This is a genomic window from Acidaminobacter sp. JC074, assembly GCF_022496765.1.
Classification (GTDB): Bacteria; Bacillota; Clostridia; order Peptostreptococcales; family Acidaminobacteraceae; genus JABXKX01.
Window position 1 is genome coordinate 106,731 of record NZ_VANV01000002.1, and the last position, 26,779, is coordinate 133,509.

Below are 26,779 nucleotides of genomic sequence, written 5' to 3' on the forward strand. Positions count from 1 at the left end.
GTTTTTTTGTATGTTACGACCTAGGACATGTATCTTACTCTAGACTGATGGTCATAAAGATAATTTACGTTTAAGCTAATGATACAAGTTTAGAAAGGATGTATGATGACGAAAAGAGTATTTTATTTAGACAATTTAAAAATCATTTTAACGATGCAGGTGATATTATTTCATGTGGCAATTGTATTTGGAGGTGCGGGTGAGTTCATTATTTCAGCTCCTACACAAGCCAGTGAATCTTTACAAGTGATTTTAACTGGATTTCTTGCCTATAGCCAATCCTACTTTATGGGGTTGTTTTTTACCATTTCAGCATTCTTTTCTTACAAATCAATTAAGAAAAAAGGAAAGCAGTCATTTATTAAAGGCAAAGTAAAAAGACTCTTTATACCTGTTTTGCTTTATTACTTTATTGTTTCTCCATTAATTTTTATCATAAAAGACTTAGCCTATTATGGTCTTAAGATCTCTGAGGTGACCATAAGATTCAATATGGGGGCAATTTGGTTTATGCTGGTACTCTTTATATTTGATGTCTTGTTTGCAAAGTTAATTTATAGAGAATCAGCATTTGAAAGAGGATTTCCGAAATCGAGATATTTACTGTTCTTAGTTGCACTAGTAACTGTTATCACATTTGTTGTAAGAGTTTTTTATCCTGTAGGCTACTTCCTGCCGATAGTAGGTTTTCAGCCGGCGCATATACCACAGTATATATTTGCCTATTCTCTAGGTGTTTTATTTAGTAAGCATGATTGGCTTACGCATTTAAAGAGTAAAAAATATGAGTATTTAACCTTGTTATTAATTCCCTTATTACTTGCAATGGCATATGTTATCAGGCTGATGGTTTATGAGTTTAATGATATTACCTATGCATTTGGTGGTTTTAGCATTTATCAGTTATTGTATAGTTTTTTCGATCAAGTTATGTATCTTGTCATGACCTTGTCTTTGCTATCCATATTTCAGAAGTACTTGAATAAGACATCACCAGTATTAAAATCACTGTCATCTAATGCTTTTGGCGCTTATATGGTTCACTCTTTTGTGATTGTTATGATTGTTATTGTGTTGAAATACTTCTCATTAAGTCATATGTTGGGTTTTCTAGTTACATCCATACTTGCAATTTCACTGTCTTTTGCATTGGGTAGATACATTAAATAGATAATTAGCCTTTTGTAGATATTCTTTATCATTCTAGGGTATGAATAAGTTACAGGAGGCTTTATGTTTAAATCCATTAAAAGTCGGATAGCATTTGGCTCGGTCATGCTTGTCCTAATTACTATTATTGTTATTTCAGTTACTTTCTTTGTATTTGAAAGTAATCATTTGAAAGACATTGCCATTGACAAGTCACTTAAGGTGAACGAACTCCAAGCCAAGATGATGGACGATTATTTCACCAAACATATCAATGAGTTAAAAGAACTTTCGGTTGAGGTATCTGTGAAAAATTTAGACCGAGAGGCTATTTTGCATGCTCTATTGGAAATTGATGAAAATGAAAACTATGACTTTTTCAATACTTTCTTTTTAGAGATGGATGGTAAGACAGAAACGCCTTCAGGTGAAAAAACAGATGCATCTGACAGAGACTTTTATCATCAACTTATGAGTGGTGATTTTGACTACATCATATCTGATCCAGTCATAGGTAGAGCAAGACAGGTGCCTGCTATTGCAATTTTAGTACCTGTAAGAGTTGAGGGACAACTGATAGGAGCAGTCAGTGGTGTATTATTAATTGAGGAGTTATCAATGATTGCATCTGATGCCAATATTGGTGACAACTCATACGGTTGGTTATGTAATCAAGAGGGCTTGGTTGTTGCCCATCCAAGCCAGGAACATGCGATGAAAACCAATCTATTAGATACAGATGAAATGGGTTATAAGGGTCTAGAAGATATTTGGCATGACAGTAGAGAAAAAGACTTTGGATTTGGTGAATACTATGATGGCATTCTAAAAGAAAATAAGATTCTTACTTACTATGATATAGCAGTAACACCAGGATGGAAATTGATGATTACAACTATTCCAGAAGAGACATATGCAGATTCAGAACGTCTGATAAGCCTCTTGGTTTTGGTAACCATCCCATTGACTGTTGTTTTAGCCTTTGCTGCCAGTCTCTATGCTAGAAGAATGGTTAATCCTCTTGTTACATTAACAGAAAAAATTAGTAGCTCAAAAATGTCTGAAAACAGTTTGATGGAGGATTATGGCTCATCAGATGAAATGAATACCTTAATCCAAGCTTATAACCAGATGAGACTATCCATTAATGAACATACACTTCATCTTGAGGAAATGGTAAGAGAAAGAACAGAAGAGCTTAATAAACTTAATCATCTTCTAAAAGATCAAAATGATGAACTAGAAGCACAAAATGATGAGCTATTTAATATGGCTTCAACGGACCAATTAACTGGCTTAATCAATAGAGAACATTTCCATGAGCAAATACTAAAAATGATTGGAAGGGTGAACAGTGGCTTAATAAATAGCTTTACTATTTTGTTTTTAGATTTGGATAATTTCAAGTACTACAACGATACATTTGGACATGATATTGGAGATAAAATTTTAATAAGTGTTGCAGATTTATTCACAACAACTTTAAGATCTACTGATCTGGTCGGCAGGTATGGTGGGGATGAGTTTGTCATTATGCTTTTAAACAATGATTTGGACAGTGGTCAGAAGATAAAAGAAAAGATACAAGCTGTTTTTAGTGACTTGAGAGGTTATGAATTTAAAATAAGTCAGTGGTTAAATAAACCTGTTTTAATACCAGAAAAAGAATGGTTGAATGTTTCTATAGGTATTAGTTTTTATGATTTACATGCAGAAAAAACTTTGGATGACTTACTGAAAGAAGCAGACCGTCATATGTACGAAGACAAAAGAAAGAGAAAATTAGCCTTAAAAGAGTAGCCTATGTTACTCTTTTTTTGGATGGCTTATGGTATAATCTAAATTGTTGGAATTGAAATGATATTTGGGGGAACTATGGATTTTGCAAAAGCCTTTGATTTACACTTGGTTTCTTTTGGTTTATTACTCTTTGTGTACTTTAATACCAGAAGATGGACCAAAGAAAATAATTCAAGTCGATTGTTTAAGTATGTAATTATAGCCATGTTATTTAACTTAACACTCGATTTTTTCGGTTGGTATATGATACTTGCCAGTACTCAAGGAGACTTTGCAAGGCATTTAAACTTTTATTTGAATACTTTTATATATGCAACCTTGGCACTGCCCTTAACATTTTGGATCATATACATTGATTATAAAATATATCATGATAAAGTTAGGCTAAAAAAACGATTAATCTATTATTTTTCACCTACAATCTTACTTGTTGTTCTAAGTTTAATTAATCTGTTTGTTCATGTGATTTTTAGAATTGATAGCTCTGGTGTTTATCATAGGGGACCCTTGTTCTATCTAGTCGTGCTTATTATGTACATGGTACCTGTCTGGTCGGTTGTCATGGTTTATAGGAATAGAAGAACTGTTTCTACACGTTTGATTGAGTCTATACTCATGTTTTGGATCATTCCTATACTGGCAGCTATATTTCAATTGTTTTTCTACGGCTGGATGATTACATGGCCTGTCTTTTGTGTGGTAACTGTCTTTGTCTACATACTTGTAGAAAAAGATGCCATGTTAAAGGACAATCTGACACAGTTAGACTCTAGGAGGGTATTTGAAGACAAGGCAAAAGAACTCATAAAAAGGCGTGTCCCATTTTGCCTAATGATCATTGATTTAAATGATTTTAAGTCAATTAATGACAAGTATGGTCATTTAGAAGGTGACAGTGCCTTAAAAGGATTTGCATCCATTCTAAAAGTGTCTGTCAAGGGTTCAGACATTCTTTGTAGGTACGGTGGCGATGAGTTTATAGCACTGTTACCATCAGACTCCATTAGAGCTGCTGAAAAAGTAGCGAGTAGACTTGAAAGTCGTCTAGAAGATTATAATCAAAAAAGATTGAAAGACTACACGATATCTATATCTTCAGGTTATAGATTCTATGCCCATTATGAATATCTAGATCTGAAAGCCATGCTGTCACAGGTGGATGAACATATGTATAAGAATAAAGAAAATTCAAGAGTTAATAGTAAACAGTAGGTAAATGCCTACTGTTTTATTGTGTAATCAAGTATGGTTTCTATAGGTTTATTCTTAAAATATGGCACTTGTCTTAGTGTATAGATTAAGTCTGAAAATAAGTCTGTTGGATCAGTTTGACCTACAGGTATTTGGTATGAAATCCTTTTGATATTTCTTCCCTTAGAATCTAATTCTACGAGTTTATCAACAATCTTTTGATAGTTACAAGTTTCAAGATCTTCTTTATCAAAGACAACTTCTAGGTAGTCGTAAGTATCAAGAGAATAAGAAGTGACTTCGTCTATATGCTTCCAAATGACTGTTAACTTCTTGGTCACTTGAATGGATTTTCTTGTTTGATCAATTAGCAGTTGATTTAGAAGATGACCAACAGTCTCTTTATCTGCAAGAAGATAAGCATCTTTTAGAGAGGATGCTTCCATTCTGAATTGATTTGGTGTGGATTTGTAAAACTTTTCAAAATACTTATAGAAGTAGCGCTTACTTGAAAAGCCGGCTTCAATGCTGATTTCTTCAATACTGAGTTTTGTATTCAATAAGAGTGAGCTGGCCTTTATAACCCTGTAATAGGCTTGAATTTCTTTGAAAGTCCTGTTAAAAAGTCTTTTAAATTCCCTAGAAATGTACTCCTTAGAAATAAAAACTTCTTGTTCGATGTCGTTCAGCATGATGTGTTCATTTAAATGGAGTCGTATATAGGAGATGATGTTGTAATAACGATCACTTTTAAGTTCGCTGTCCGAGGCTGAAAGCAGGTTGTTGATATCATCAAAATTCTTAATAATTAAGGCCAACATATCTTGCATATCTGATATTAAGTGTGTTCCTTTAGACATGATATTATTGATGATTGCCAAGAGCTTTGACTTGAGCTTGTTGATGTCGTCTAAATCTGCACCGCCTTCATAAAACTCACTGGTGTGACAGTTGTAGATTCTATTTTTTATTTCAGGTGCATATAAGTTAATAAACTCTTCAGAAATACTCAGTATACAGACAATACTTTGATCGGACTTTGATTTTAGCTCATGTGGCTCATTAAAGTTTATAATCTCTATGTCGTGTTTTGTAAGCACATGACAGTTTTCTGTAAAGCGAAGGGTAATCTGTCCTTCTAGAACCATCATGAGTTTTAGCTCGTTTTTAACAGAAAAGGACCCAACTCTTGTTAACTTATAAAAATCCAAATGATAATAATTGTGATTCATAAACGCCTCCTGAGTCTATTATAATGCTAAAAATATGTACAGTGTCACTTTTGATAAGAATATCATAAAAGGGAACTCGAATCTACAAGGAACACCAATGATTTTAAATTTTCTGAATATTACAATTAAAAAGTAGACGAGAGATCAGTTAGGAGGGGATTGATTGAAAAGTGGCTATAAGTTTGTAAAAGGTAAGTTGTTATTAACAATGAACTCAGAAGGAGATGTCATAAGAGAAGGTCTAGTTGTCATAAAAGATAACCTGATACATGACTATGGCAGGTATCAGAATATGAGGGAAAAGTATTTTGATAAGATAATTGAAAACGGTGAAGCATGTAATTACTTTGAACATGATCATGGGATAGTTATGCCAGGTATTGTGACTGCCCATACCCATCATTTCCAATCCTTAATGAAAGGAATAGGGGCCAATCTAAACTTGGATGATTGGGTGTTAAAAGTGATTTTTCCTTTAGGTGTTCAAATGGGTTATGAAGAAACCCGAATCGCAGGCATACATAATATGCTTGAAATGATTCGAACTGGCACCACATGTTTTTGTGATAGCCATTATATGATTCACAAGAAAGAGAATATGGATGGTTTGGCAAAGGCGGTAGATGAAACTGGCATAAGAGGTATCCTGTGTAGGGCGACGCAAGATATGAAATATGCGCCTGAAGTGCCAGATTGCGTGATTGAAGATTTAACGACAGCACTTATAGAGACCGAAGCCTGTATTAAGAAACATCATAATAGCCTTAATGGGCGTCTGAAAATTGGTGTAGAAGCCATTACGCCAATTGATTGTACAGGCCAAATGATTAAAGAGCTGCATGGTCTTGCAAAAAAGTATGAGACCATCTTTCAAATGCATACGGCAGAAACCTTTGGTGAACTTCAAACCATCAAGGCCGATCATAACATGGGTATCATCGAGTATTTAGATACTTTAGGTGTCTTAGATGAAATAACCATGCTCATTCACTGTGTTTGGATCAATGCAAATGAGAAAAAACTCATCGCAGACAGGGGTGTCAGCGTGGCTCATAATCCTGTTGCCAATATGATTCTTGGTGATGGTGTAGCACCCATTCTTGATCTTAAAGCGCACGGAGCAGTGGTTGGTATCGGCGTTGACGGTGCTGCAAGTAACAACAACCAAGATATGTTTGAGTCGATGAAATCATGTGCATTGTTACACAGGGTTCATAATATGGATGCTTCTGTATTAGATGCTATGGACGTTATTAAGATGTCTACCATCGACAGTGCAAGAGCCATAGGACTTGATAAAGAAGTTGGTTCAATAGAAATTGGAAAGAAAGCAGATATTATCATAGTAGATACCAAGAGTCTTTCGACAACACCCAATCTATCAGCAGTATCAAATATGATTTTTTCTGGCAATGGTTATCAAGTAGATACGGTTATCATTGATGGCAAACTCGTTTTAAAGGACAAGGCATTTGTAGATATAGACCTTGAAGACCTTTTACAGTCATCAAAGAAGACTGTACAGAGCATGATGAAGTCTGCGAATTTGGATAAGTGTGTTAGTATTATATAAGGGGGAAGTATGATAGAAGGAAATACTGTACATAAAAATATGGAAGAGAAATTTACTTTAAAAGACAAGTTAAAATTTATTATACCATCATTACTGGGACTGATTATATTTTTATTTCCTATTAAAAATGCAAATGGTGGTTACACGTTAATTATTGGTGCTTTGTGTCAGGGCTTCCAAGATAGTTTAGGCGTTTGGAATACCTATATAACTGGTGCTTTTATAGTTGTGTCAGCCTTGGTAACAACTTATGTGTTTATTTTTAAACCAAAGTTTAAAGAACATGGTTTCCTAGAAGAGACCTTTAATGCAGGTGCTTTGAATACAGTAGGTCGACTTGTTGGTGCTGCATTATTCTTTATGGTTTTATTCGGAGTTGGTCCAGAGTTTGTTTTAAATGAAAATATTGGACCTGTTATTTTTGATTTATTATTTGTAATTGGTATTTGGCTGATCCCATCAGTTATATTGTTGCCACTCATGGTAGAGTTTGGCCTTATGGAGTTTATAGGTACCCTAGTTAACAAGTTTACAAGACCTTTATTTAAGCTTCCAGGAAGAGCAACTGTAGACCTTTTAACGTCATGGGTTGGTATGGTAGAACTTGGTCTTGTTATTACCAATGACCAATATACAAAAGGTAATTATACAAAGAGAGAAGCTGCAATTATCGCATCTTGTTTTACAGCGACAGGTGTTGCATTCTGGTTGGTGTGTGGTGAAATATTAGGTTTGTCAGAGTATTTCTTACAATTTTACATCGCTATATTTGTAGCTGGTTTTGCAAGTGTCGTTGTTATGTCTAGAATACCACCATTATCTAAGTTAGCTGATACTTACTATGTAGAAAATAAAAATAGATTAGAAGATGAAATTCCATCAAGTAAAAAGAGATTATCTTATGCCTTTGAATTAGGTGTTAGAAAAGCTCAAACTGCACCAAGTATCAAGGATATGCTTAAGGGTTCTTTCCTTTTGATTACAAGTCTATTTGTTACCTTGATTCCAATCGTTATGACTATTGGTGTATTTGCATTGATTTTAACAGAGTATACACCTATATTTGATATAATCTCAATACCTTTTAAGTATTACTTGCAACTACTTCAAGTACCGGAAGCAGCGGCTGCTGCGCCTGCAACAATTGTTGGTTTCACAGATATGTTTGTTCCTATCCTAATATCTTCAACAATTGTATCAGCAAAAACAAGATTTATTATTGGTGTACTTGCATTAACTCAAATCGTCTTTATGTCAGAGATGGGGGCTTATGTTCTAATTTCAAAAATTCCTCTTAAATTCAAGGACTTAGCTATCATCTTTGTCACTAAGACAATCATTTTACTACCAATCATCACATTATTAGCGACATTAATGGGCATCCCAGCCTAAGGAGTAGACATGTATAACTTATGTATTAAAAACGGCACAATTGTAACAGAAGACAAGACTTTTCAAGGCAATATCTATGTTACAAATGACAAAATAGAAAAAATTGATGACAGTCAGATGGTTATTTTACCATCTGAAACTGTTATTGATGCTAATGGCAAGTATGTGTTTCCGGGTTTTATTGATCCTCATGTACACTTAAATGACCCTGGCTTGACTGAAAGTGAAGACTTCTATACTGGTACAGCTTCTGCAGCAGCAGGAGGGATTACAACGGTATTAGAACATCCCTTGACTTTTCCTTTACCATCAGACGTAGAGGCGCTTAGTCAAAAAAGAGACATCGGTAATGCAAAGGCCGTCGTGGACTTTTGTCTATGGGGCGCTCTAACACCAGATAATTATGAACAAGTAGATGACATGATTGACTGGGGCGTCATTGCCTTTAAAGCTTTTATGCCTTATTCTGTGGAAATCCCACAGGTTAATGATGGTGAGTTATTAAAACATATGAGACAACTAGGTGAAAGAGATATCCTACTTGGCATTCACTGTGAGAACGATGCCATTGTAAGAACCTGTACGGATGAAGCCAGAAAAGAGGGTCTAACATCTGTTATGGATTATGAAAAAGGTAGACCTGTATTGGCTGAAGTAGAAGCCGCTACTAGGGTATGTTTATTAGCAGAAGAATCAAAGTGTAAAGCACATGTTGTTCACTGTTCTTCTAAAGGTGCTGTAGACGTAGTAAACAGATTTAGAAACAAGGGTGTAGATGTCAGTGTAGAAACATGTAGTCATTACTTTAGATTAAATCAAGATCACCTTCATGACTTAGGTGCCTTTGGTATTTGTAATCCACCTATCAGATCTAAACTTATGATGGTTGAGATTGAAGATTTAATATTAAAGGGTCAAATTGATTTTGTTGGTTCGGACCATGCAACTTATACATTTGAAGAAAAAGAGATAATAGATAATGATATCTTTACAGTCCCTGCTGGATTAACAGGTATTCAAACTGTCTTTCCGCTTTTATATCAACTAAGAGATAAAGGCCTTTCTTTAAATGATTTTGTAAAACTTTCATCTACCAATGCTGCTAAAAGGTTTAAACTCTATCCAAAAAAAGGTTGTTTACAAGTAGGATCAGATGCTGATATCACCATTTTAGATCCTAATACAACCTATGAAATAAATGAGGATCATTTACTTTACAAGATGAAGTGGTCACCTTACATGGGCTATAAATTAAAGGGTAAGGTTGATTATACCATTGTAAGAGGAGAGGTTGTCTATGATGGTCATATTAAAGTCAAGCCTGGTTATGGTCAGTTTGTAAAAGGAGATCATCGATGAAGATACTTATTATCAATCCTAACAGCTCTGAAGCCATAACAAAAGGTATAAGAAAAACAGCCAAACAATATGAAAACACGGACCTTGTAATAGATACCATAAATCTTTCAGAAGCACCTCTTGGCATTGAAACTTATGAAGATGAACTGATTGCCAGTTTTGAAGTCAACAAGTATCTTAAGAACTTAGACAAATCCTACAAGGGTGTCCTAATAGCCTGTTTTTCGGATCCGGGTCTGATGGTAGTAAGAGAATATCTAAAAGTACCTGTTATAGGCATTGCTGAAGCGTCTCTTCATATGGCTAGTCTACTAGGACCATCCACATCATTTGTTACATCTGGTGGAAAAGAGGATATAGAAATATTTGATGAGATATCTGCAAGATATGGATTAAAAGATAAAGTTAAGGCTATCTCTTATTTAGGTGTTGGTGTAAATGGTGTAGATGAAAGTTTGTTGGATACTATCAATAAGAGAATTGATACTTGTTTAGATCAGCATGGTGTCTCATCTGTCATCTTGGGCTGCGGTGCTTTTGCAGGCTACGGTCAAATGCTTAATAGGCATGACATTCATGTTATTGACGGTATTAAAGAAGGCATTATGATGCTAAAAATGATGATTGACTACAGTGAGGTGGATAGTGAATAGACAAGAAGTGGGTTTAAAAGCAGAAGAAATGCTTAATGAACTGGCAGACCAGACACGTATGGGTGATGAAATATGGCGTTATATTTACTCTGATACTGAAAAAAAGGGCAAGAAAATTATCCGGCAGTGGATGGAGGCACTAGGTCTTCTTGTCATTGAAGACCAGATAGGCAATCTAATCGCAAGAAAAGAAGGCAAGTCTAAGGAAACAATCGTGATAGGCTCTCATATGGATACTGTTAAAGATGGTGGCAAGTATGATGGTGCTGGTGGTATTGTGATTGGACTTTTGGCTTTAAAAGAGCTCATAGAATCGGATGAAACTTTTGATAAATCTATTGAAATTATAGCCTTTACAGAAGAAGAAGGTTCAAGGTTTTTATCAGGCTACTTAGGGTCTAAAAATCTTGTCGGTAAAATAACACAACTAGAGTTAAACGATACAGACTCTGATGGGATTTCTTTGAAAGAGGCAATGATTTCAAATGGTTATGATCCTGAAAAGCTGCCAAAAGAAAAACGACGTGATGTGGCTGCTTATTTGGAAGTGCACATAGAGCAGGGACCAGTTTTAGAAACATTAAGACACGATATTGGTATAGTAGAAAGCATCGTTGGTATCAGGGCTTTTGATATTACCATAAAAGGCAGGCAAGACCATGCAGGGACAACGCCTATGGATATAAGACTCGATCCAGTATATGCTGCTTCTAAATTTATCAGTGAAACAACAGATTATGTTAGAAGATTAAGTAAGACTGCCACCTTTACCATTGGTGCCATGTCTGTTTTACCTGGTGTAAGTAATGTCATTGCAGACAGCACTAACTTCTCAATAGACCTTAGAGATCGGTCAGAAGAAGACCTAGTCAATGTAACTGATAGAATATATGAGTCATTAGGATCTTTAGAAGAACAAGGATATGCAGTCACGATAAAACTGCTTTGTGCTGAAGAACCTGTTGATCTTGATTCACGTCTTTCAGATTTTATGTATGATAAATCACAAAATCTGGGTCTAAGGACTATGAAGATGGTGTCTGGCGCTGGTCATGATGCTCAGATTATTGCACCTCATATAAAGACCGGTCTAATATTTGTACCAAGTGTGAAGGGTAGAAGTCATTCTTCTGACGAATATACAAAATCATATGATCTAGGAAATGGTGTTTTACTTCTAGCGACTATACTTAAAGAGATGTTACAAGGAGAATTTGATGTTTGATAAAGTAATCATATCAGGCCAAGTTATGTTAATGGAAGGCCTGGTTAAAACCAATATTGGTATAAAAAATGGAAAAATTGATAAAGTTGATCCTTCTATACAAGCAAGCGATGGTCTTGAAGTCATTGATGCCAGTGGTAAAATCGTCTTTCCAGGTGGCATTGATGCTCATATCCATTGTGAAGATGGTACTGTTGAAGAGAGAGAGGATTTTTATCATTTAACCAAAGGATGTGCCTCGAGTGGTATTACAACTGCCCTAATAATGCCAACACCAGGTGTGCTTGTCAACAGTAAGGCTCGCTTTAATGAACGTGTTGACTTAATAGATGAGAGAGCATATATCGATTACGGACTAATTGGCGGTGCAGGTTCTGATAACCTAGATAGTATAAAGGAACAAGCTGATGCTGGTGTTGTAGGTTTTAAAACATTTTGTTGTAATCCAGAATGGGAAGGAGAAGACACTGAAGGCTGTTGTTCCTTTTCAAATGGTAGTTTGATTGAAATCATGCAAGCAGTTAAAGAAACAGGCTTGATTCATGCCTTACATGTTCAGGATATGGAAATCTCTGACCATAGGGCTAAGACAGGTAACAACACATTAGAAGACTTTGTTTATTCGCTGGATTCTATCGTTGAAACCTCTGGTGTTGCCTCAGCTCTTGCTATGTCTAAGTATGTAAATGCGCCGGTACACTTTTGCCATATCTCTTATAAGGACTCCTTAGAGCTTATCTATGATGCCAAAAGAAGAAATCAAGATGTGACATGTGAAGTCTTGACACTTAATTTGGAAAAAACAAATAAAGCCATTAAGGAGCAGTATCCTTACATTATGTGGTATCCGCTTCCTGGTAGTGATGAGGATAAAAATGCAATCTACAATGGTATAGATAATGGTACTGTTGATATGGTCAACAGCGATCATTCGCCATTTACTAAAACCGAGTTAGAAGAATCAGTAAAAGAGAGCATCTACAATGCCTTGCCAGGCGGTACGAATCTAGAAGTCACTTTACCACTTTTGCTTCATAAGGTAAATGAGGGTATTTTGACTTTGTCCCAAGTACATGAACTTTTTATGGTTAATCCTGCTAAAAGGTTTAACTTATATCCTCAAAAGGGTGTTATTATGGAGGGCTCTGATGCAGACCTTGTTCTTATAGATATGAACAAAGAAAAGACCTTTGTTGAAGGAGACCACCATATTCGATGTAACTATACTCAAATAGATGGCATGACTTTAAAAGGAAATCCTGTTATGACGCTTCTAAGAGGTCAAGTCATCATGCAAGACGGACAAATTACAGGCAAAGTAGGTTATGGTCAAGTAGTCAAACCAAAACGTTAATCAGAGAATCTTTAGCATTTGCTAGAGATTCTATTTTTATGTTTATATATGTTGCGTATGCAACGAAGGTATGTTATGATTACTTTGTTGCAAAAGCAACGAATTGAGAGGAGGGGAAAATGATAAGAAAATTTATAGCTTATTACAAGCCTTACAGAGTATCATTTATCATTAACTTATTTGCAGCCTTGATGATTTCATTTTTAGGACTTTTATATCCTATACTAACTAGACAAATGCTTAATGATTATATACCAAATATGAATATGAACATGATCATAATAGGTGGACTGATACTGCTGGGGTCATATCTTGTTAGAATGCTTTTAAGGTTTTGGATGCAGTATAATGGTCATATGATTGGAGTAAAGATCCAGAGGGATATGAGACTAGAGATGTTTCATAAACTACAAAAGTTGCCTTATAAATACTTTGATGACCACGAAACAGGAGAAGTACTATCTAAGTTGGTAGATGACTTAAATCCCATCGTTGAGTGTGCCCATCATATTCCAACTGATTTCTTTACATCAGTTGTCATGCTAGTAGGCTCTTTTATTTTCCTTGCAAGTATTGACTTGATGTTAACACTGGTTGTATTTATGTGTATACCGATCTTAGTCTTTATAACCATAAAAACGAGAAAACAATTATCATCTGCCTTTAAAGAGGCCAGAGTAGGTATGGCCATGGTCAATACATCAATGGAGTCTAGTGTGACAGGCATCAGAGTGACAAAAGCTTATACAAACTCGGATATTGAGTATGACAAGTTCAAAGACAATATATCTTTTTTAGTTGGTGCAAGAAGAAAAGGCTTTAAGGCTTTAGGCATTTTCTTATCCTCATCATCATTTGTGACGGACTTGTTCAATGTTGTTCTCTTAATTGTGGGTGGCTACAGCCTATATTTAGGTAGAATAAGCTTTGGGGATTTCTCATCTTTCATTATATCTATTAACTTGTTTATTGGTCCTGTCAATACACTTATAAGACTTGTGGAACAATATCAAAGTGGTATGGCTGGCTTTGAAAGATTTGTCGGTGTATTAGGTGAAGATGAAGAAGTAGATGATAAGGATGCTACAGCACTATTAAATGCAAGAGGTGATATTGAATTCTCAAACGTTTCTTTTTCGTACGATGGCAGTGAAAATGTCCTAGAAGATATTTCTTTTAAAATTGATGCAGGAAAATCTATCGCATTAGTAGGCGCATCTGGTGGCGGTAAAACGACCATTTGTAGCCTTTTGATGAGATTTTATGAGAAAAATGCAGGTGAAATCAAGATAGACGGTAAGAAAATTGAAGACTATACCTATCATTCGTTAAGAAACAATATTGGTATTGTTCAGCAAGATGTCTTTTTATTCTCAGGTTCTATATACGATAACATAGTATACGGCAGACCAGATGCAAGTCATGATCAAGTGATAGAGGCTGCTAAACAAGCCAATATACATGACTTTGTTTTATCTCTAAAAGATGGTTATAATACTGAAATAGGTGAAAGAGGCATAAAACTTTCGGGTGGTCAAAAACAACGAATCAGTCTTGCAAGAATGTTCTTAAAGAATCCTAAGATACTGATTTTAGACGAGGCGACAAGTGCACTTGATAACACAACAGAAAATCTAATTCAAAAGGAACTAGATGAACTTTGTAAGAACAGAACAACCATTGTGGTTGCTCATAGACTTTCTACTGTAAAAAATGTAGACCATATTATGGTCATTGGTAAAAAGATATTAGAAGAAGGCTATCATGAAGATTTAATTTCAAAAGGTGGCATTTATAATGACTTGTATAACATGCAGTTCAAGAAAATAGGTTAGTGTTAAAAAGCCAAGACTTCAACTTAAGTCTTGGCTTTTATTTCGTTTTTTATATGTTCTTTGGCATTTTTATTCATGTCTAATATCATAGATGAAATCAGTTCTCTCTCGTCATCAGAAAAGCCCTCTGTAAGAATATCATTCCATTCTCTTTTAAGCTGCATAATCTTATCAAACATGTCATGTGCCTTTTGAGTTGGGTGTAAAGTATATTTTCTTTTATCAAACTCATAAACTTTTCTTGTTGCATAACCATGTTTTTCTAAATGCTCTATGGCTCTTTTAACACTTGACCTGTTAACGCCAAGATGATCAGCTAGCTGGTCTTGTCTGATACCTTCTATTTTAACAATATGTATGATGTAAGTTGAGTAGTTATGGTCTAGGGCATACTCTGATAAATGATGGTCGAAATAGCGACGTGCTCTGGAGTTGAGTAAACCTATATATCTATGTAAATTTTCCATCTTAACCTCGTTTCTTTTACTATTATATCATTTTCTACATTTTTAAGTCTAGATATTATAAATAAAACTATTTGAATGAATGAGGATTTTGACATGAAATAGTTAAAATGATACTATGATATTAACTAATATATAAATTAGCTAATTGGAGGTTGTTATGATTATTAATGCTACTGAAGTAAAAAACTCATTCGGAAAGATGTTAAAGTTATTAGACTATGAAGACATAATTGTTAAAAAGAATGGTCGTGTGGTTGCAAAGATCATTAAGTATACTGAAAAACTAGATCCAAACAATCTAGTCAAAGAATCTATTGTACCTTATGAGCCAAAAGATAGGAAGGTGTCTTATGAGGAGTTTTTAAAGCTAACCGCTAATAGTGAAAATAGGTATGAGCTTTTAAATGGAGAAATCTATTTGCTTGCATCACCAAAGGTTAAACATCAGATGGCTGTTGGCAAGCTTCATGGAGAGCTTTGTAGACTAGATTTAGGTGGTTGTGTGCCTTTTATTTCCCCCTTTGATATCAAGCTGGAAGTAGACGACAAAATTAATGTACTGCAACCGGACTTGGGCATCATATGTAATCTAGAAAAATATACTGATGAAGAAGACCGGTATCAGGGGGTGCCTACTTTAGTCGTTGAAGTTTTATCACCTTCATCTATCAGTCGTGATAAAGTTAAAAAACTCAATGTCTATATGTTATCTGGTGTAGAGGAATATTGGATTGTAGATCCAATAAAGGAAAGAGCTTATGTATATCATTTCAAAGACTTTGAAATAGAAAACTATGAGGAGTTCGATAGAGCAGATGGTATAAAGTCTTTTAGATTTGAAAACTTAAAAGTAGAATGGTAATACAAAAATACCTTCAATACAAAAAAACTTAGATATCACATCTAAGTTTTTTTATTTAGTAAATGTCGAAGCTGTAGTATTGAAAACTCGCTTAAATATAGGTCGTAATCAGGTACTAAGAATCTGCAATTAAGCTCATTATAGATTTCATGTTGAAGTTCTGAAGCATTATTTGCAGAATACAAGCCTCTTGAATAAAAGAGTACACTATTAACAAAATGGATGGTTTGATCATCTGTTAAACTTGGAAATACTTCTGATAAGAGATCAGTGATTCTTTTACTTATTACCATGACACTAGATTTATGTGAACGTAATTTCTCAGCCGTGGCTTTTTTTTCCAATAGAGATAGGTCGATTGTTAGAAGGTGTAACAATCGTTTGTTCCTGGTTAATACTTCAATGAATTTATACGTAAAATCTTCAACCGTTACATTCTTTAATGCGTGTATCGACTTTTCTAGTTCTTGTATGAAGTCCTCTAAATCTAGAAGCAATACTTTTAAATAGATTTCTTCAATCGTCTTAAAGTATTTGTAGAGGTTTATTCTTGAGAATGAAAGTTCTTCAGCAATTTTTGTTAAAGTGATTTCTTCAAAATCCATTGTTGTATAAAGCTTTTTAGCTGCACTGATTATCTCTTGTATTCTTTTATCCTTTTGTTCATCTGAACGTGCTCTTTGAAATGTCATATTAGATCTCCTCAAAAGTATTTTATCATAAAGTATTGACAAGTTACAAGGTGTAACTTATAATCGTTTTATAAATTACGCAACGTAACTTAAAAGGAGGCGGTATGAAAAATTTAATCTTGTATTTTTCTGCAACTGGAAATTCATTAGAGGTTGCCAGAAAGTTAAGTGATGGGTTAGTAGATTGTGATGTTGAAAACATGTTCACATTTAAAGAGGATGATCTCAGAAAATATGATCGAGTAGGCTTTGTTTATCCTTGTTATTTTCTAAGTACACCAAAGTTTATTTTAGATTATGTAAAAGAGCTTAAGTTTAATTCAGATCAGTACATTTATGCTATATGTACAGTTAATATGTATGATGGAAATGCTGGTCATCAACTTGCATCTGTTCTTTCTGATAAAGGATTAAAGCTTTCTTATTACAAGAGACTAAAAATGGTTGGCAATTATATCATGGATTACAAGATGCCAACAGAACACCATGTTGAAAGATTACTTAAAAAGGCTAGAAAAAAATATGATGGCATCATAGAAGACATAAAAAATAATAGAACTAAAAAGGCCTATAAACGCTTAGGATATGTTTCGAATAAGTATTATGCATTATTTGAAGAGAGAAAATTAAAAAGTCAAATCTTATTTACTGTTAATGATACATGTATAGGATGTGGGATTTGTGTGAAAGTTTGTCCTTTTGAGAATATTGACCTAATCGATAAGAAACCTGTGTGGAAGAATGAGTGTGAACATTGTACTGCATGTATCCATTGGTGTCCTAGAACAGCTATAAACTACGGTGATAAAACTATTAAACGACTTAGATATACCAATCCCAAGACTTTGGTATCAGATATATTTAAGTAGACATTTATATAATTAAGGGAGAAGACTATGTCAGTATTATTTAAACAAGGAAAAATAAAAAGTATGAATCTAAAGAATAGGTTTGTACGGTCAGCGACTGTAGACAATCTTGTAGATGACAATGGGAAGCTAACAGAAGACTATCTAGACTTATATGAAAATTTGGCAAAAGGCAATGTAGGCTTAATTATAACTAATAGTTATTTCATATCTCATGATGGGACACTAGTGCCAAGAGCTAAGGTAATCGCAAGTGATTGTGAAATTGAAGATATCAAACGTGTAGCAGATATTGTTCATAAGTACGATTCAAAAATAGTTGTTCAGATTAATCACGTTGGTGGACAACCTTATGGAAAAGTTCATGATTCTTATTTGGCGCCTTCTTCTGTAAGAGATCTAGCAACAGGTATAAAACCTAGACAAATGATAGAAGCAGAAATCGAAGATGCCATTAGTGGGTTTGCAGAAGCTGCAAGACGTGTTAAGATGGCTGGGTTTGATGGTGTGCAAATTCACGGTGCACATGGCTTCTTAGTCACACAGTTCTTATCACCTTATTTTAATCGTAGAACAGACAAGTGGGGTGGCTCATTTGAAAATAGACAAAGATTTCTAATTGAAGTCTATAATAGAATAAGAAAAACAGTAGGTTCTGATTTCCCAGTATTGATTAAGATTAATGGTGATGATTTGCTAAGGAGTGGTATGAGCATAAATGAAACTGTGGAAGTCTGTAAAAAATTAGAATCTATAGGTATCGATGCAATAGAAGTTAGTTCTTCGATCAAAGTGAGTCAGCTTTACGATGTTTTTGCCTATGGAAAAAATGAGTTTAGGTTTATGGATGGCGGTGGTAATTCCTTAATGAAACCTTTGAGTAGTAGTCTAAAACCATTTTTAAAACCTAAGCTTGAAAAAGAAAATTATAATCTAAAGTTTGCAGCTGAGATAAAAAAAGCTGTTAAAATACCAGTGATTTCTGTTGGTGGTTTTAGAAAAGTCGTGGATATGGAAAAAGCACTAAATGAAGACAAATGTGATTTTATTTCAATGTGTAGACCTTTTATTGCTGAACCTGAAATTATTAATTTAATAAAGTCAGGGAAAAAAGCATCTTCATGCACAACATGTGGCAAATGTTCAATTGATATTATGTATAATTTAAAACCATTTGATTGTCCAATTAGAAATAAGAAATTGAAATCAGATATTTCTTACTAACATTAATATTAACTAATCCTAATGTATATTGAAATCTTTCTGAAGTAGAGTAGAATAAAGTATATAAAAGAAAGGATTCATATGACGATCAAATCGATTGCAGAGACCATTTTAGATTATCGATGTCTTGACTATCTAAAATATGATACATTATCAGCTAAGCATCATTTTTTTATCTGTATCTTCGATGATTCAGAAGATTTCGGAATCAATCTTATAAATGGAGACATAGACCAACTTTTGTCGTTTATTGGTCAAGTGAGTCATGATTCTCTTGATCGATTAAAAGAAATGATTAAACTATCAATCGGTGATTATGAGGATATATATTTACTGTATTTCGTTCTTTTTCATGAAGAAGGTCATTGGCTTGAATTTTTAGATTCAGGTTTGGACTCGAAAGCTTTCTTAGCGAGTATTGATATTTCTGACTATCAGGGGAGGCTTAGAACCGCAAGTCCTGCAGAATATAACTTACTCTACCGTTCCAATATTTATGAAAAAAGGGCTGATGCACATGCGCTTAAAAGACTAAAAGAATATGTAAACGTTAAAAGTGAGCTACTTTAAGTAACTCACTTTTTTTATACGGAATCATATGCTGCATATGATACATTCCAATGGGTGTATTTAAGAAACTTAGAAACTTTCTCATAAGAAGCTTCCTTAAATAGTCTTGCAATTTCAATATGTTCTTTATTGGTATGATAAAGAATGTCTTTCATTTTTTCTACATCTTCGTCATTGTATGTTTGACGGATAAACTTCTTTCTTAATAGGCTCATGGTGTTGATGAGTTCTTCATTTTGACACTTATGAATATAGACATCGTGAAAATCTGTTTGGAGCTTGTAATAAGCTTTAAAATCATAAGTATCTATGGCAACAACCATCTGTTTAGATAGTGCTTCCATTCTTCTTGTATCTTCTTCTGTGATAAAATCAAAAGCCAGCTCTGCTGCAAAAGCATCTAGAGCACCGAGTAGGGCATAGATCTCTTTTGATTTTTCAGTATCGACAGGTTTTACTATAAAGCCTTTTCTAGGAATGTTTTCTAGATAACCTTCTGTAGCCAGTTGAATCAGTGCTTCTCTTACTGGTGTTCTAGAAATATTTAAGTCTTCCATGATGATTTTTTCATTGATTTTCTCATCTGCTTTTAGGGAACCTTCTCTTATTTTATCTGATATGTAGTTGTAAACATGATCTTTTAATGATAGATATTGCTGCATAAAACTCTCCTTAATCTGTCTCTAACATTGTATCATATGCGGTCTTAAATTCAAATATTCAGAATATTTTAAATTTGTCCTTGAATTAGAAATTTATTAGTGATAATATGAAATTACAAAATATAATACATAATATATTGAATATTGTATACAAAAGGAGGCTGTATGAGTTTTGGTTGTCAATCTATGACGAAAAAGATCAAGAAGATTGTGATTAAACATCCGAATGATGCATTTATTTCACAAGAACATTTAAGTAAACATTGGAAGGAATACGGTTATGTAGAGGAACCTGATTTCAATAGTGTTTTAAAAGAATATGAATCATTTGAGAAAGTGATTAAAGATCATGTAGAGGAGGTCTACTATCTACCAAAGGCAGAGACTGTAGGACTGGATTCGATATATACACATGACTCACTTAAAATTACTAAAAAGGGTGCTATCTACTTTAATACAGGAAAAAAACTTCGCCAAAAAGAAGGTTTTGAGATGGAAAGACTTTTAGAAGAAAAGGGGATTCCAACACTTGGTCGTATTCAGAGTCCAGGTTTGATGGAAGGTGGTGATGTTCTTTGGTTAAATGAAGATACGGTGCTTATTGGTAGAGGCTATAGAACCAATGATGAAGGTATTAGACAGTTTACAGAACTTACAAAAAACTTTATAAAAGAAATTATTGTCATTCCAATGCCTCATGGTGAAGGTGAAGAAGCTTGTCTTCATTTAATGAGCATCATCTCCATGATTCATGACAAGCTTGCAGTTGTTTATTCTAAGTACATGCCGGTATTTATGAGAGAGCTTCTATTAGAAAGAGGTATAGAGCTTTTAGAAGTTAATGATAAAGAATATGATTATTTAGGATCTAATGTCCTTGCCTTAGATGAAAAGAATTGTATGCTGGTTGCAGGTAATGATGAAATAGAGTCATTGCTAAAGGAAAAAGGCTGTAATGTTTATACTTATGAAGGTAAGAATATGTCTTACTATGGTACAGGAGGTCCAACATGCCTAACTTGTCCAGTTTACCGAGATTAGGAAATAGGATTGAAGAGATATTACTAGAATACTTAAAAGTTGAGAGTTTTACAAATACAAAGGGTGAAGAAGATGTGGATGCCTTCTTTCATAAAACTGTAGGTGACATGTCTTATTTCAAAGACCATCCAGACTTATTTGGTCAATATGAAACGGATGATCCACTCTTTGATAGGAAAGTTAATTATGCCTTTTACAAGGGCTCTAAAAAGACATACGTCATGATACATCATTCTGATGTTGTGAATGTAGACAACTATGCTGGTTATAAAGACTTAGCATTTGAGCCTAATAAGCTTATGGAAGCCTACAAGAATGACGAAACATTTTTAGGCGAAGAAGCCATCTCAGATTTAAAAAGTAACAAGTACTTATTTGGTAGGGGTGTTGCTGATATGAAAGCTGGTGGTGCCATTGAACTGGCGCTACTCGATCATTACTCGTCAACCAATTTTGAAGACAGTATCCTTGTCATAGCCGTACCAGATGAAGAAAATGAATCATTAGGTATGAGGGCTGCCATTTCACTTCTAAAGTCTTTAAAGGATGAACATAACTTAGAGTATGAACTTATGATCAACACTGAGCCCCATCAGAGGATGGATGATACTAGAGGTGTTATCAGTCAAGGTTCCATAGGCAAACTCAATGTTTTTGTCCATGTAAAGGGTGTATTGGCTCATGCAGGCAAAGCCCTTGAAGGCATCAACTCAAATGGTATTTTAGCCAGTATTGTAAGGGACATTGATTTAAGTCAAGTCCTAGTCAATGAAACAGAACATGAAATGAGCATACCGCCATCATGGGTTATGATGAGAGACACTAAGAAGATTTATGATATCTCTTTTCCAAACATGTCTTATGGTATACTCAATGTTCTCAATTTCACTGATTCACCATCAGAAGTTTTATCTAAAGTCAAAGACATGACTTTAAAATCGTTAAATGATTACATTGATCATGTAAATGCTATGAGGCAAAGATTTTCTAAAAAGACCAATAGGACTTGGTCTGATTTTCCTAGTACTTCTAAAGTGTTTACCTTAGGTGAATACCTAAATAAAGAAGCTGTTGATGGTGATCTTAGTAACTATCCTGAGGATATTGAAAAAATTATGATATCTTCAAATGACGATGAACCTTTGGTCATTATAGGTATTTTGCCACCTTACTATCCTGCCATAACAAATAAAGATCAAAGTCAGTTATTAGACCTTGTCAATGAATTTACCCAAAATGAGTACGAACAAGGCTATGACAATAGGATGTATTTTACTGGCATATCAGACTTATCTTATTCTAGTCTTCCTAGTAAAGATATAGAAGATGAAATGAAAGATATTTTAGGATGGGGGAGTAAGTATACTATTCCATTTGAAGATTTAAAACATGTTCAAATGCCTTGTGTTAACATCGGTCCTTGGGGAAAAGATTTCCATAAGCCAAGTGAACGTGTTTATAAAGAAGATGTGTTCGAAAGAACACCAAACATCATAGATTATGTTATCAGAAATTATAAAGGAGGATTTTATGTTTAAAAATGTCATTGTGAGAAGACCAGGAAGCACTGTAGTAGAGGGACAAACGACTTCTGATTTAGGTTTGCCAAACTTTGAACTGGCTCAAAAGCAACATGATGAGTACATTGAAGTATTAAAATCAACAGGTGTGGCTGTTACAGTTTTAGAAGCCAACGACAAGTATCCAGACTCATGTTTTGTAGAAGACCCAGCGGTGGTTACTAAGGACTTTGCGATCGTTACAAATCCAGGTGTTGATACAAGAAATGGTGAAAAAGAAATCATCGTTGAAGGCCTTAAGAATTTCTATGACAAGTATGAGTATATCACTGAAGGTACTTTAGAAGGTGGAGATGTGATGCAAATCGATAAACATTTCTACATTGGCCTTTCTAAAAGAACCAATGAAGCCGGTGCCAAGCAGTTTATCAGTATTGTAGAAAAATATGGCTACACAGGTGAAATCGTAGTTTTAAAAGAGATGTTCCACTTAAAAACTGGTGTTAACTTTATTGGAGACAATACATTATTGGTCGCTGGAGAGTTTATCACAGATCCGAGATTTGATTCTTATAAAAAACTTGAGATTGCAAGTGATGAAATGTATGCTGCTAACTGTATCAGAATGAATGATTTCTTGGTCATGCCAGCTGATTTTCCTAAAACTAAGAAGCAATTAGAGGATGCTGGTTTTAAAATCAAAGAAGTACATATGTCAGAATTCCAAAAAATTGATGGAGGTTTAAGCTGTTTATCGTTGAGGTTCTAGTATAATATATTATGAAGGGGGAAACATGGCGTTAATAGAAAAAATAGTATGGGAATATTTATGGGGAATGCCGCTTATATTTTTATCTTTGTTTGTAGGCTTTTATTTTACAATTCGGTCTGGATTTTTCCAGTTTAGATTTGTAAAGCATGCTTTTCAAGTGGCCTTTTCTAAATTCTTTGCAAAGTCTGATGACAAAGAAGAAGGTACGATTTCACCATTTCAAGCCTTGTCTGTAGCGATTGGTGCTACGGTTGGTGTTGGTAATATCGGTGGTGTAGCGACAGCTATTGCTGTTGGTGGACCGGGAGCTGTCTTCTGGTTATGGGTAGCAGGTATTTTGGGACAAGTCATCAAGATGGCTGAAATCTCTTTAGCTGTACATTATAGGTCGAAGTCTAAAGATGGCTCAACTTATGGTGGTCCTACCTACTATATTAAAAAGGGCTTAGGTATAGAAAAGAATAAGAAGACACTAGCAAACATCTTGGCATTTATATTCATCTTTGGTTTTGGTGTAGGTTTTGTAATTACGATGCAAAACTATACTGTATCAGAAGCTGTTTCTTCAACATTTAACATCAACATGATTACTGTAAGTGTGATCTATACAGTATTACTTTACTTAATGATAGCTGGCGGCTTAAAGTCTCTTGGTAAAATTGCATCTTTCTTAGTACCATTTATGTGCTTGTTCTACATTTTAGGTGGTATCTTTATTATTGGTAAAAATGCTGCAGTTATTCCAGGTGTATTTGGTATGATCTTTAAAGGTGCCTTTACTGGTACTGCTGCAATAGGTGGTTTTGCTGGTGCAGCCTTTACACAAGTGATTAAAATTGGTATGTCTAGAGCAGTATTTTCCAACGAAGCTGGTTGGGGTTCTTCTCCAATGATTCATGCTTCAGCAAAAACAAACCATCCAGTAAGTCAAGGTATCTTAGGTATCTTCGAAGTGTTTGTAGATACAATCGTTATTTGTACAATTACATCATTGGTTATCCTGGTAACAGGTGAATGGTCTTCAGGTATCTCAGGTGCTGCTTTAACATTATCATCGTTTGAAAGCGGTATTGGTGAACTTGGAAGATTTATCTTAACAATTGGTATCTTATTATTTGGTGTAACAACATCTTCAGGTATCTATGCACAAATTGAAGTTTTAGTAAGATATGTATTAGGTGAAGGTAAGAAGGCTGAAAAGACAATTCTTACTGTTTATAAGTGGTCTTATCCTATACCAGGCTTACTGCTTGTCATATTTGCAGTTGCTAACGGTTTACCAGGTACAAGTGTATGGTTGTTTGCCGACATGTCAACAGCGCTTCCTATATTTGCAAACCTGCTTGTGTTATTACTTTTAAGTAAGAAATTCTTCTCACTACTTAAAGATTATAAGGCAAGATACATGGGCATTGGTAAAGTAGATCCGAACTTTAAAATCTTCTATGAAAATGATGAAACACCTAATGAAAAATTAGGCTAGATATAAAAACTCTACAGTCTTCGGATTGCAGAGTTTTTTTGATTCTAACATGATTCTTAAGAAGATTTGAACAATCTATTAAGAAACAATTAGACCTATTGTTTTCTGTTTTTTTCAGGCGTATAGTGGCTTTGTAATAAACTATTAAAAGAGGTACTTATGTTTAATGTATTTATTGTAGCAATCATAATAACACTATATGTTGAAGTGATTTATAGATCTTCTTGTTTAGATTGGATACTTCGCCATCCTGTAAAAGTATTGAGCAACATCATGATTTATACAGGGCTGATTGGTCTATTGAATCAACATTTATCTCTTAGTCTTTCAGTGATTCTAGTTGTTTCAATTGGACTATCACTGGGATATGGCAACAAATATAAATATATGTTCAGAGGTGACAACCTATATCCGTGGGACTTAAAGCTTGGTAAAGAATCTTCCAACATGAAAAGTTTTTTAGGTTTGAAGTCGATTCTCCTAGATGTATCACTTGCAGCCATGATATTAGGCCTTTCCATGTTTATGGTAAAAAGTACATCTTTATCTGACAATCAAGCTATGATTTTAATGTTGATACACTTTATATTAATTGAAATTTCTCTACTTGGCCATAAAGATTTACCTGTAAAAAATCAAACCGATTTTTATGCAAGAAATGGGCTGGCACTAGCTTTTCTTATGAATGTAAAAGAGTGGGCAACATGTTCACCTAGTATAAAAAAAGAGTCATATGTGAAAAATTGTAGTAGTGATGTAAAGTCTTTAGACCAAACCAATAAGCCAAATGTCGTTTTTATTATGAATGAATCTTTTTGGGATCCGAGTAGTCTAAATGTTACTTTTTCAAAACCCCTTACTCAGACACTAGATAGTCTGAAAGAAAGGTCTATACATGGTCAACTTGTTTCACCTGAGTTTGGCGGTGGCACCTCAAACATAGAGTTTGAAATGTTAACTGGAAACAGCATGTATTTCTTTCCGACAGGTACCATGGCTTATAAATCTTACTTAAATAAGAATGTAGATGCACTGCCCATGCTATTTAACAATCAGGGTTACAATACCCTTGGTCTACATGCTTATGAAAGATGGTTTTGGCAAAGAGACAAGGCTTATAAATATATGGGGTTTAAATCTTTTTTCAGTCATGAATCATTTGATAAACCTAAAGTAAAGGGCGATTTTATTTCCGATATGACTTTTTCTAAGGAAATCATCAAGAAGTTTGAAGCATCTAAAGAGCCCTTGTTTTTATTTGGTGTGACCATGCAAAACCATGGTCCTTATAAAGAATCTAGGTACCAAGATTATGACATAAAAGTCCGTGGTCCTTTAAATGATAAGGCACTGGGTGAGCTAAGGGCATATGCTCAAGGTATCTATGATGCGGACAAGGCATTAAAACACCTGGTGGATTATTTTAGTCATCAGGAGGATGAAACCATCCTAGTTTTCTTTGGAGATCATTTGCCCATGCTTGGTAGGAGTTTTTCTACTTTTAAACAATGTGGCTTAATTAAGTCTCAAAATCCATTAAAGTGGTCTAGGGAAGAAAAAATAAATATGGCAACAACACCATTTGTTATTTGGTCAAATAAGAGAAATCTATGCAAGGATTTAGGTAAGGTTAGTCCAGCTAGGATAGGACTTGAAGTTCTAAAACTAGCACCTATAGAAAAGTCCTCATATTTTTCTTGGTTAGATCAAGTCTATGATCAGTATCCTGTCATCAATAAACGCATCCAAAGTAGTGTGGATTCGGATATCTTAAGTAGATACAAGCATCTTCAAATGAACATGCTATTTAATAAGTAATTGTCTAATATTAGTCTCAATAAACTCAGCAAAACA

At 34.4% G+C, this 26,779-nt stretch carries 23 protein-coding genes; 19 read left to right on the top strand and 4 right to left on the bottom strand.

Going from position 1 to position 26,779, the window contains the following annotated elements:
* Positions 1–105 precede the first annotated feature (105 nt).
* The 3 genes from EZV73_RS02385 (at position 106) to EZV73_RS02395 (ending at position 4,161) form a co-directional block, all read left to right on the top strand.
* Positions 106–1,170: an acyltransferase family protein gene (locus EZV73_RS02385; protein WP_240837956.1), complete on the top strand. Its 1,065-nt coding sequence runs from the start codon at positions 106–108 to the stop codon at positions 1,168–1,170.
* Between the two features lie 63 nt (positions 1,171–1,233).
* Positions 1,234–2,949, top strand: coding sequence for a diguanylate cyclase (locus EZV73_RS02390; protein WP_240837958.1), 1,716 nt, complete (start codon positions 1,234–1,236; stop codon positions 2,947–2,949).
* A 75-nt stretch (positions 2,950–3,024) separates the two neighbouring features.
* The gene (locus EZV73_RS02395) at positions 3,025–4,161 is read left to right on the top strand and encodes a GGDEF domain-containing protein (RefSeq protein WP_240837960.1); all 1,137 of its coding nucleotides are present in this window, start codon (positions 3,025–3,027) and stop codon (positions 4,159–4,161) included.
* Positions 4,162–4,169: 8 nt separating this feature from the next.
* On the opposite strand, the gene EZV73_RS02400 is transcribed toward EZV73_RS02395, so the two are convergent.
* A complete protein-coding gene (locus EZV73_RS02400) occupies positions 4,170–5,372 on the bottom strand; it encodes an AraC family transcriptional regulator (RefSeq protein ID WP_240837962.1) in 1,203 nt (400 codons plus the stop codon).
* A 163-nt stretch (positions 5,373–5,535) separates the two neighbouring features.
* Here EZV73_RS02400 and EZV73_RS02405 point away from each other — a divergent pair, with 163 nt between their 5' ends.
* The 7 genes from EZV73_RS02405 to EZV73_RS02435 all read left to right on the top strand — a co-directional run bounded on the left by EZV73_RS02405 (position 5,536) and on the right by EZV73_RS02435 (position 14,763).
* Complete coding sequence (locus EZV73_RS02405; protein ID WP_240837964.1) at positions 5,536–6,945, top strand: amidohydrolase family protein; 1,410 nt, start codon at positions 5,536–5,538, stop codon at positions 6,943–6,945.
* 9 nt (positions 6,946–6,954) lie between these two features.
* Positions 6,955–8,337 carry a YjiH family protein gene (locus tag EZV73_RS02410; RefSeq protein ID WP_240837966.1) on the top strand — a complete coding sequence of 461 codons (1,383 nt, stop codon included), beginning with the start codon at positions 6,955–6,957 and terminating at the stop codon, positions 8,335–8,337.
* Between the two features lie 9 nt (positions 8,338–8,346).
* Positions 8,347–9,696: an allantoinase AllB gene (allB, locus tag EZV73_RS02415; protein WP_240837968.1), complete on the top strand. Its 1,350-nt coding sequence runs from the start codon at positions 8,347–8,349 to the stop codon at positions 9,694–9,696.
* Complete coding sequence (locus EZV73_RS02420; protein ID WP_240837970.1) at positions 9,693–10,349, top strand: aspartate/glutamate racemase family protein; 657 nt, start codon at positions 9,693–9,695, stop codon at positions 10,347–10,349. Before allB ends, EZV73_RS02420 begins: the two co-directional genes overlap by 4 nt.
* A complete protein-coding gene (locus EZV73_RS02425) occupies positions 10,342–11,574 on the top strand; it encodes a M20 family metallo-hydrolase (protein ID WP_240837973.1) in 1,233 nt (410 codons plus the stop codon). The genes EZV73_RS02420 and EZV73_RS02425 overlap by 8 nt, the downstream gene beginning before the upstream one ends.
* Positions 11,567–12,928: a dihydroorotase family protein gene (locus EZV73_RS02430; protein ID WP_240837975.1), complete on the top strand. Its 1,362-nt coding sequence runs from the start codon at positions 11,567–11,569 to the stop codon at positions 12,926–12,928. Before EZV73_RS02425 ends, EZV73_RS02430 begins: the two co-directional genes overlap by 8 nt.
* Positions 12,929–13,047: 119 nt before the next feature.
* Positions 13,048–14,763: an ABC transporter ATP-binding protein gene (locus tag EZV73_RS02435; protein WP_240837977.1), complete on the top strand. Its 1,716-nt coding sequence runs from the start codon at positions 13,048–13,050 to the stop codon at positions 14,761–14,763.
* 23 nt (positions 14,764–14,786) lie between these two features.
* On the opposite strand, the gene EZV73_RS02440 is transcribed toward EZV73_RS02435, so the two are convergent.
* Positions 14,787–15,230 (bottom strand): MarR family winged helix-turn-helix transcriptional regulator, encoded by a 444-nt coding sequence (locus EZV73_RS02440; protein ID WP_240837979.1) that lies wholly within the window; start codon positions 15,228–15,230, stop codon positions 14,787–14,789.
* A 157-nt stretch (positions 15,231–15,387) separates the two neighbouring features.
* Between EZV73_RS02440 and EZV73_RS02445 the strand changes: the two genes are divergently transcribed.
* A complete protein-coding gene (locus EZV73_RS02445; RefSeq protein WP_240837982.1) occupies positions 15,388–16,092 on the top strand; it encodes a Uma2 family endonuclease in 705 nt (234 codons plus the stop codon).
* 41 nt (positions 16,093–16,133) lie between these two features.
* Here the strand turns inward: EZV73_RS02445 and EZV73_RS02450 are convergent, their stop codons facing one another.
* The gene (locus EZV73_RS02450; protein ID WP_240837984.1) at positions 16,134–16,784 is read right to left on the bottom strand and encodes a TetR family transcriptional regulator; all 651 of its coding nucleotides are present in this window, start codon (positions 16,782–16,784) and stop codon (positions 16,134–16,136) included.
* 104 nt (positions 16,785–16,888) lie between these two features.
* Here EZV73_RS02450 and EZV73_RS02455 point away from each other — a divergent pair, with 104 nt between their 5' ends.
* From EZV73_RS02455 to EZV73_RS02465, 3 genes are all read left to right on the top strand, one after another.
* Positions 16,889–17,653: an EFR1 family ferrodoxin gene (locus tag EZV73_RS02455; protein ID WP_240837986.1), complete on the top strand. Its 765-nt coding sequence runs from the start codon at positions 16,889–16,891 to the stop codon at positions 17,651–17,653.
* Positions 17,654–17,680: 27 nt separating this feature from the next.
* On the top strand, positions 17,681–18,877 hold the full coding sequence (locus EZV73_RS02460; protein ID WP_240837988.1) for an NADH:flavin oxidoreductase: 1,197 nt from the start codon (positions 17,681–17,683) through the stop codon (positions 18,875–18,877).
* Between the two features lie 81 nt (positions 18,878–18,958).
* The gene (locus EZV73_RS02465) at positions 18,959–19,447 is read left to right on the top strand and encodes a hypothetical protein (protein WP_240837991.1); all 489 of its coding nucleotides are present in this window, start codon (positions 18,959–18,961) and stop codon (positions 19,445–19,447) included.
* Positions 19,448–19,461: 14 nt separating this feature from the next.
* Here the strand turns inward: EZV73_RS02465 and EZV73_RS02470 are convergent, their stop codons facing one another.
* Complete coding sequence (locus EZV73_RS02470) at positions 19,462–20,109, bottom strand: GntR family transcriptional regulator (RefSeq protein ID WP_240837993.1); 648 nt, start codon at positions 20,107–20,109, stop codon at positions 19,462–19,464.
* Positions 20,110–20,274: 165 nt separating this feature from the next.
* Here EZV73_RS02470 and EZV73_RS02475 point away from each other — a divergent pair, with 165 nt between their 5' ends.
* The 5 genes from EZV73_RS02475 to EZV73_RS02495 all read left to right on the top strand — a co-directional run bounded on the left by EZV73_RS02475 (position 20,275) and on the right by EZV73_RS02495 (position 26,743).
* Positions 20,275–21,150, top strand: coding sequence for a dimethylarginine dimethylaminohydrolase family protein (locus EZV73_RS02475; protein ID WP_240837995.1), 876 nt, complete (start codon positions 20,275–20,277; stop codon positions 21,148–21,150).
* Positions 21,120–22,688, top strand: coding sequence for a M20/M25/M40 family metallo-hydrolase (locus EZV73_RS02480; protein ID WP_240837997.1), 1,569 nt, complete (start codon positions 21,120–21,122; stop codon positions 22,686–22,688). Before EZV73_RS02475 ends, EZV73_RS02480 begins: the two co-directional genes overlap by 31 nt.
* Entirely contained in the window at positions 22,681–23,439 is a 759-nt protein-coding gene (locus tag EZV73_RS02485; RefSeq protein ID WP_240838000.1) for a dimethylarginine dimethylaminohydrolase family protein, read from the top strand. Before EZV73_RS02480 ends, EZV73_RS02485 begins: the two co-directional genes overlap by 8 nt.
* A gap of 25 nt (positions 23,440–23,464) precedes the next feature.
* Entirely contained in the window at positions 23,465–24,925 is a 1,461-nt protein-coding gene (locus EZV73_RS02490; RefSeq protein WP_240838002.1) for a sodium:alanine symporter family protein, read from the top strand.
* 159 nt (positions 24,926–25,084) lie between these two features.
* Positions 25,085–26,743 (top strand): LTA synthase family protein, encoded by a 1,659-nt coding sequence (locus EZV73_RS02495; RefSeq protein WP_240838004.1) that lies wholly within the window; start codon positions 25,085–25,087, stop codon positions 26,741–26,743.
* The last annotated feature ends 36 nt before the right edge of the window (positions 26,744–26,779 follow it).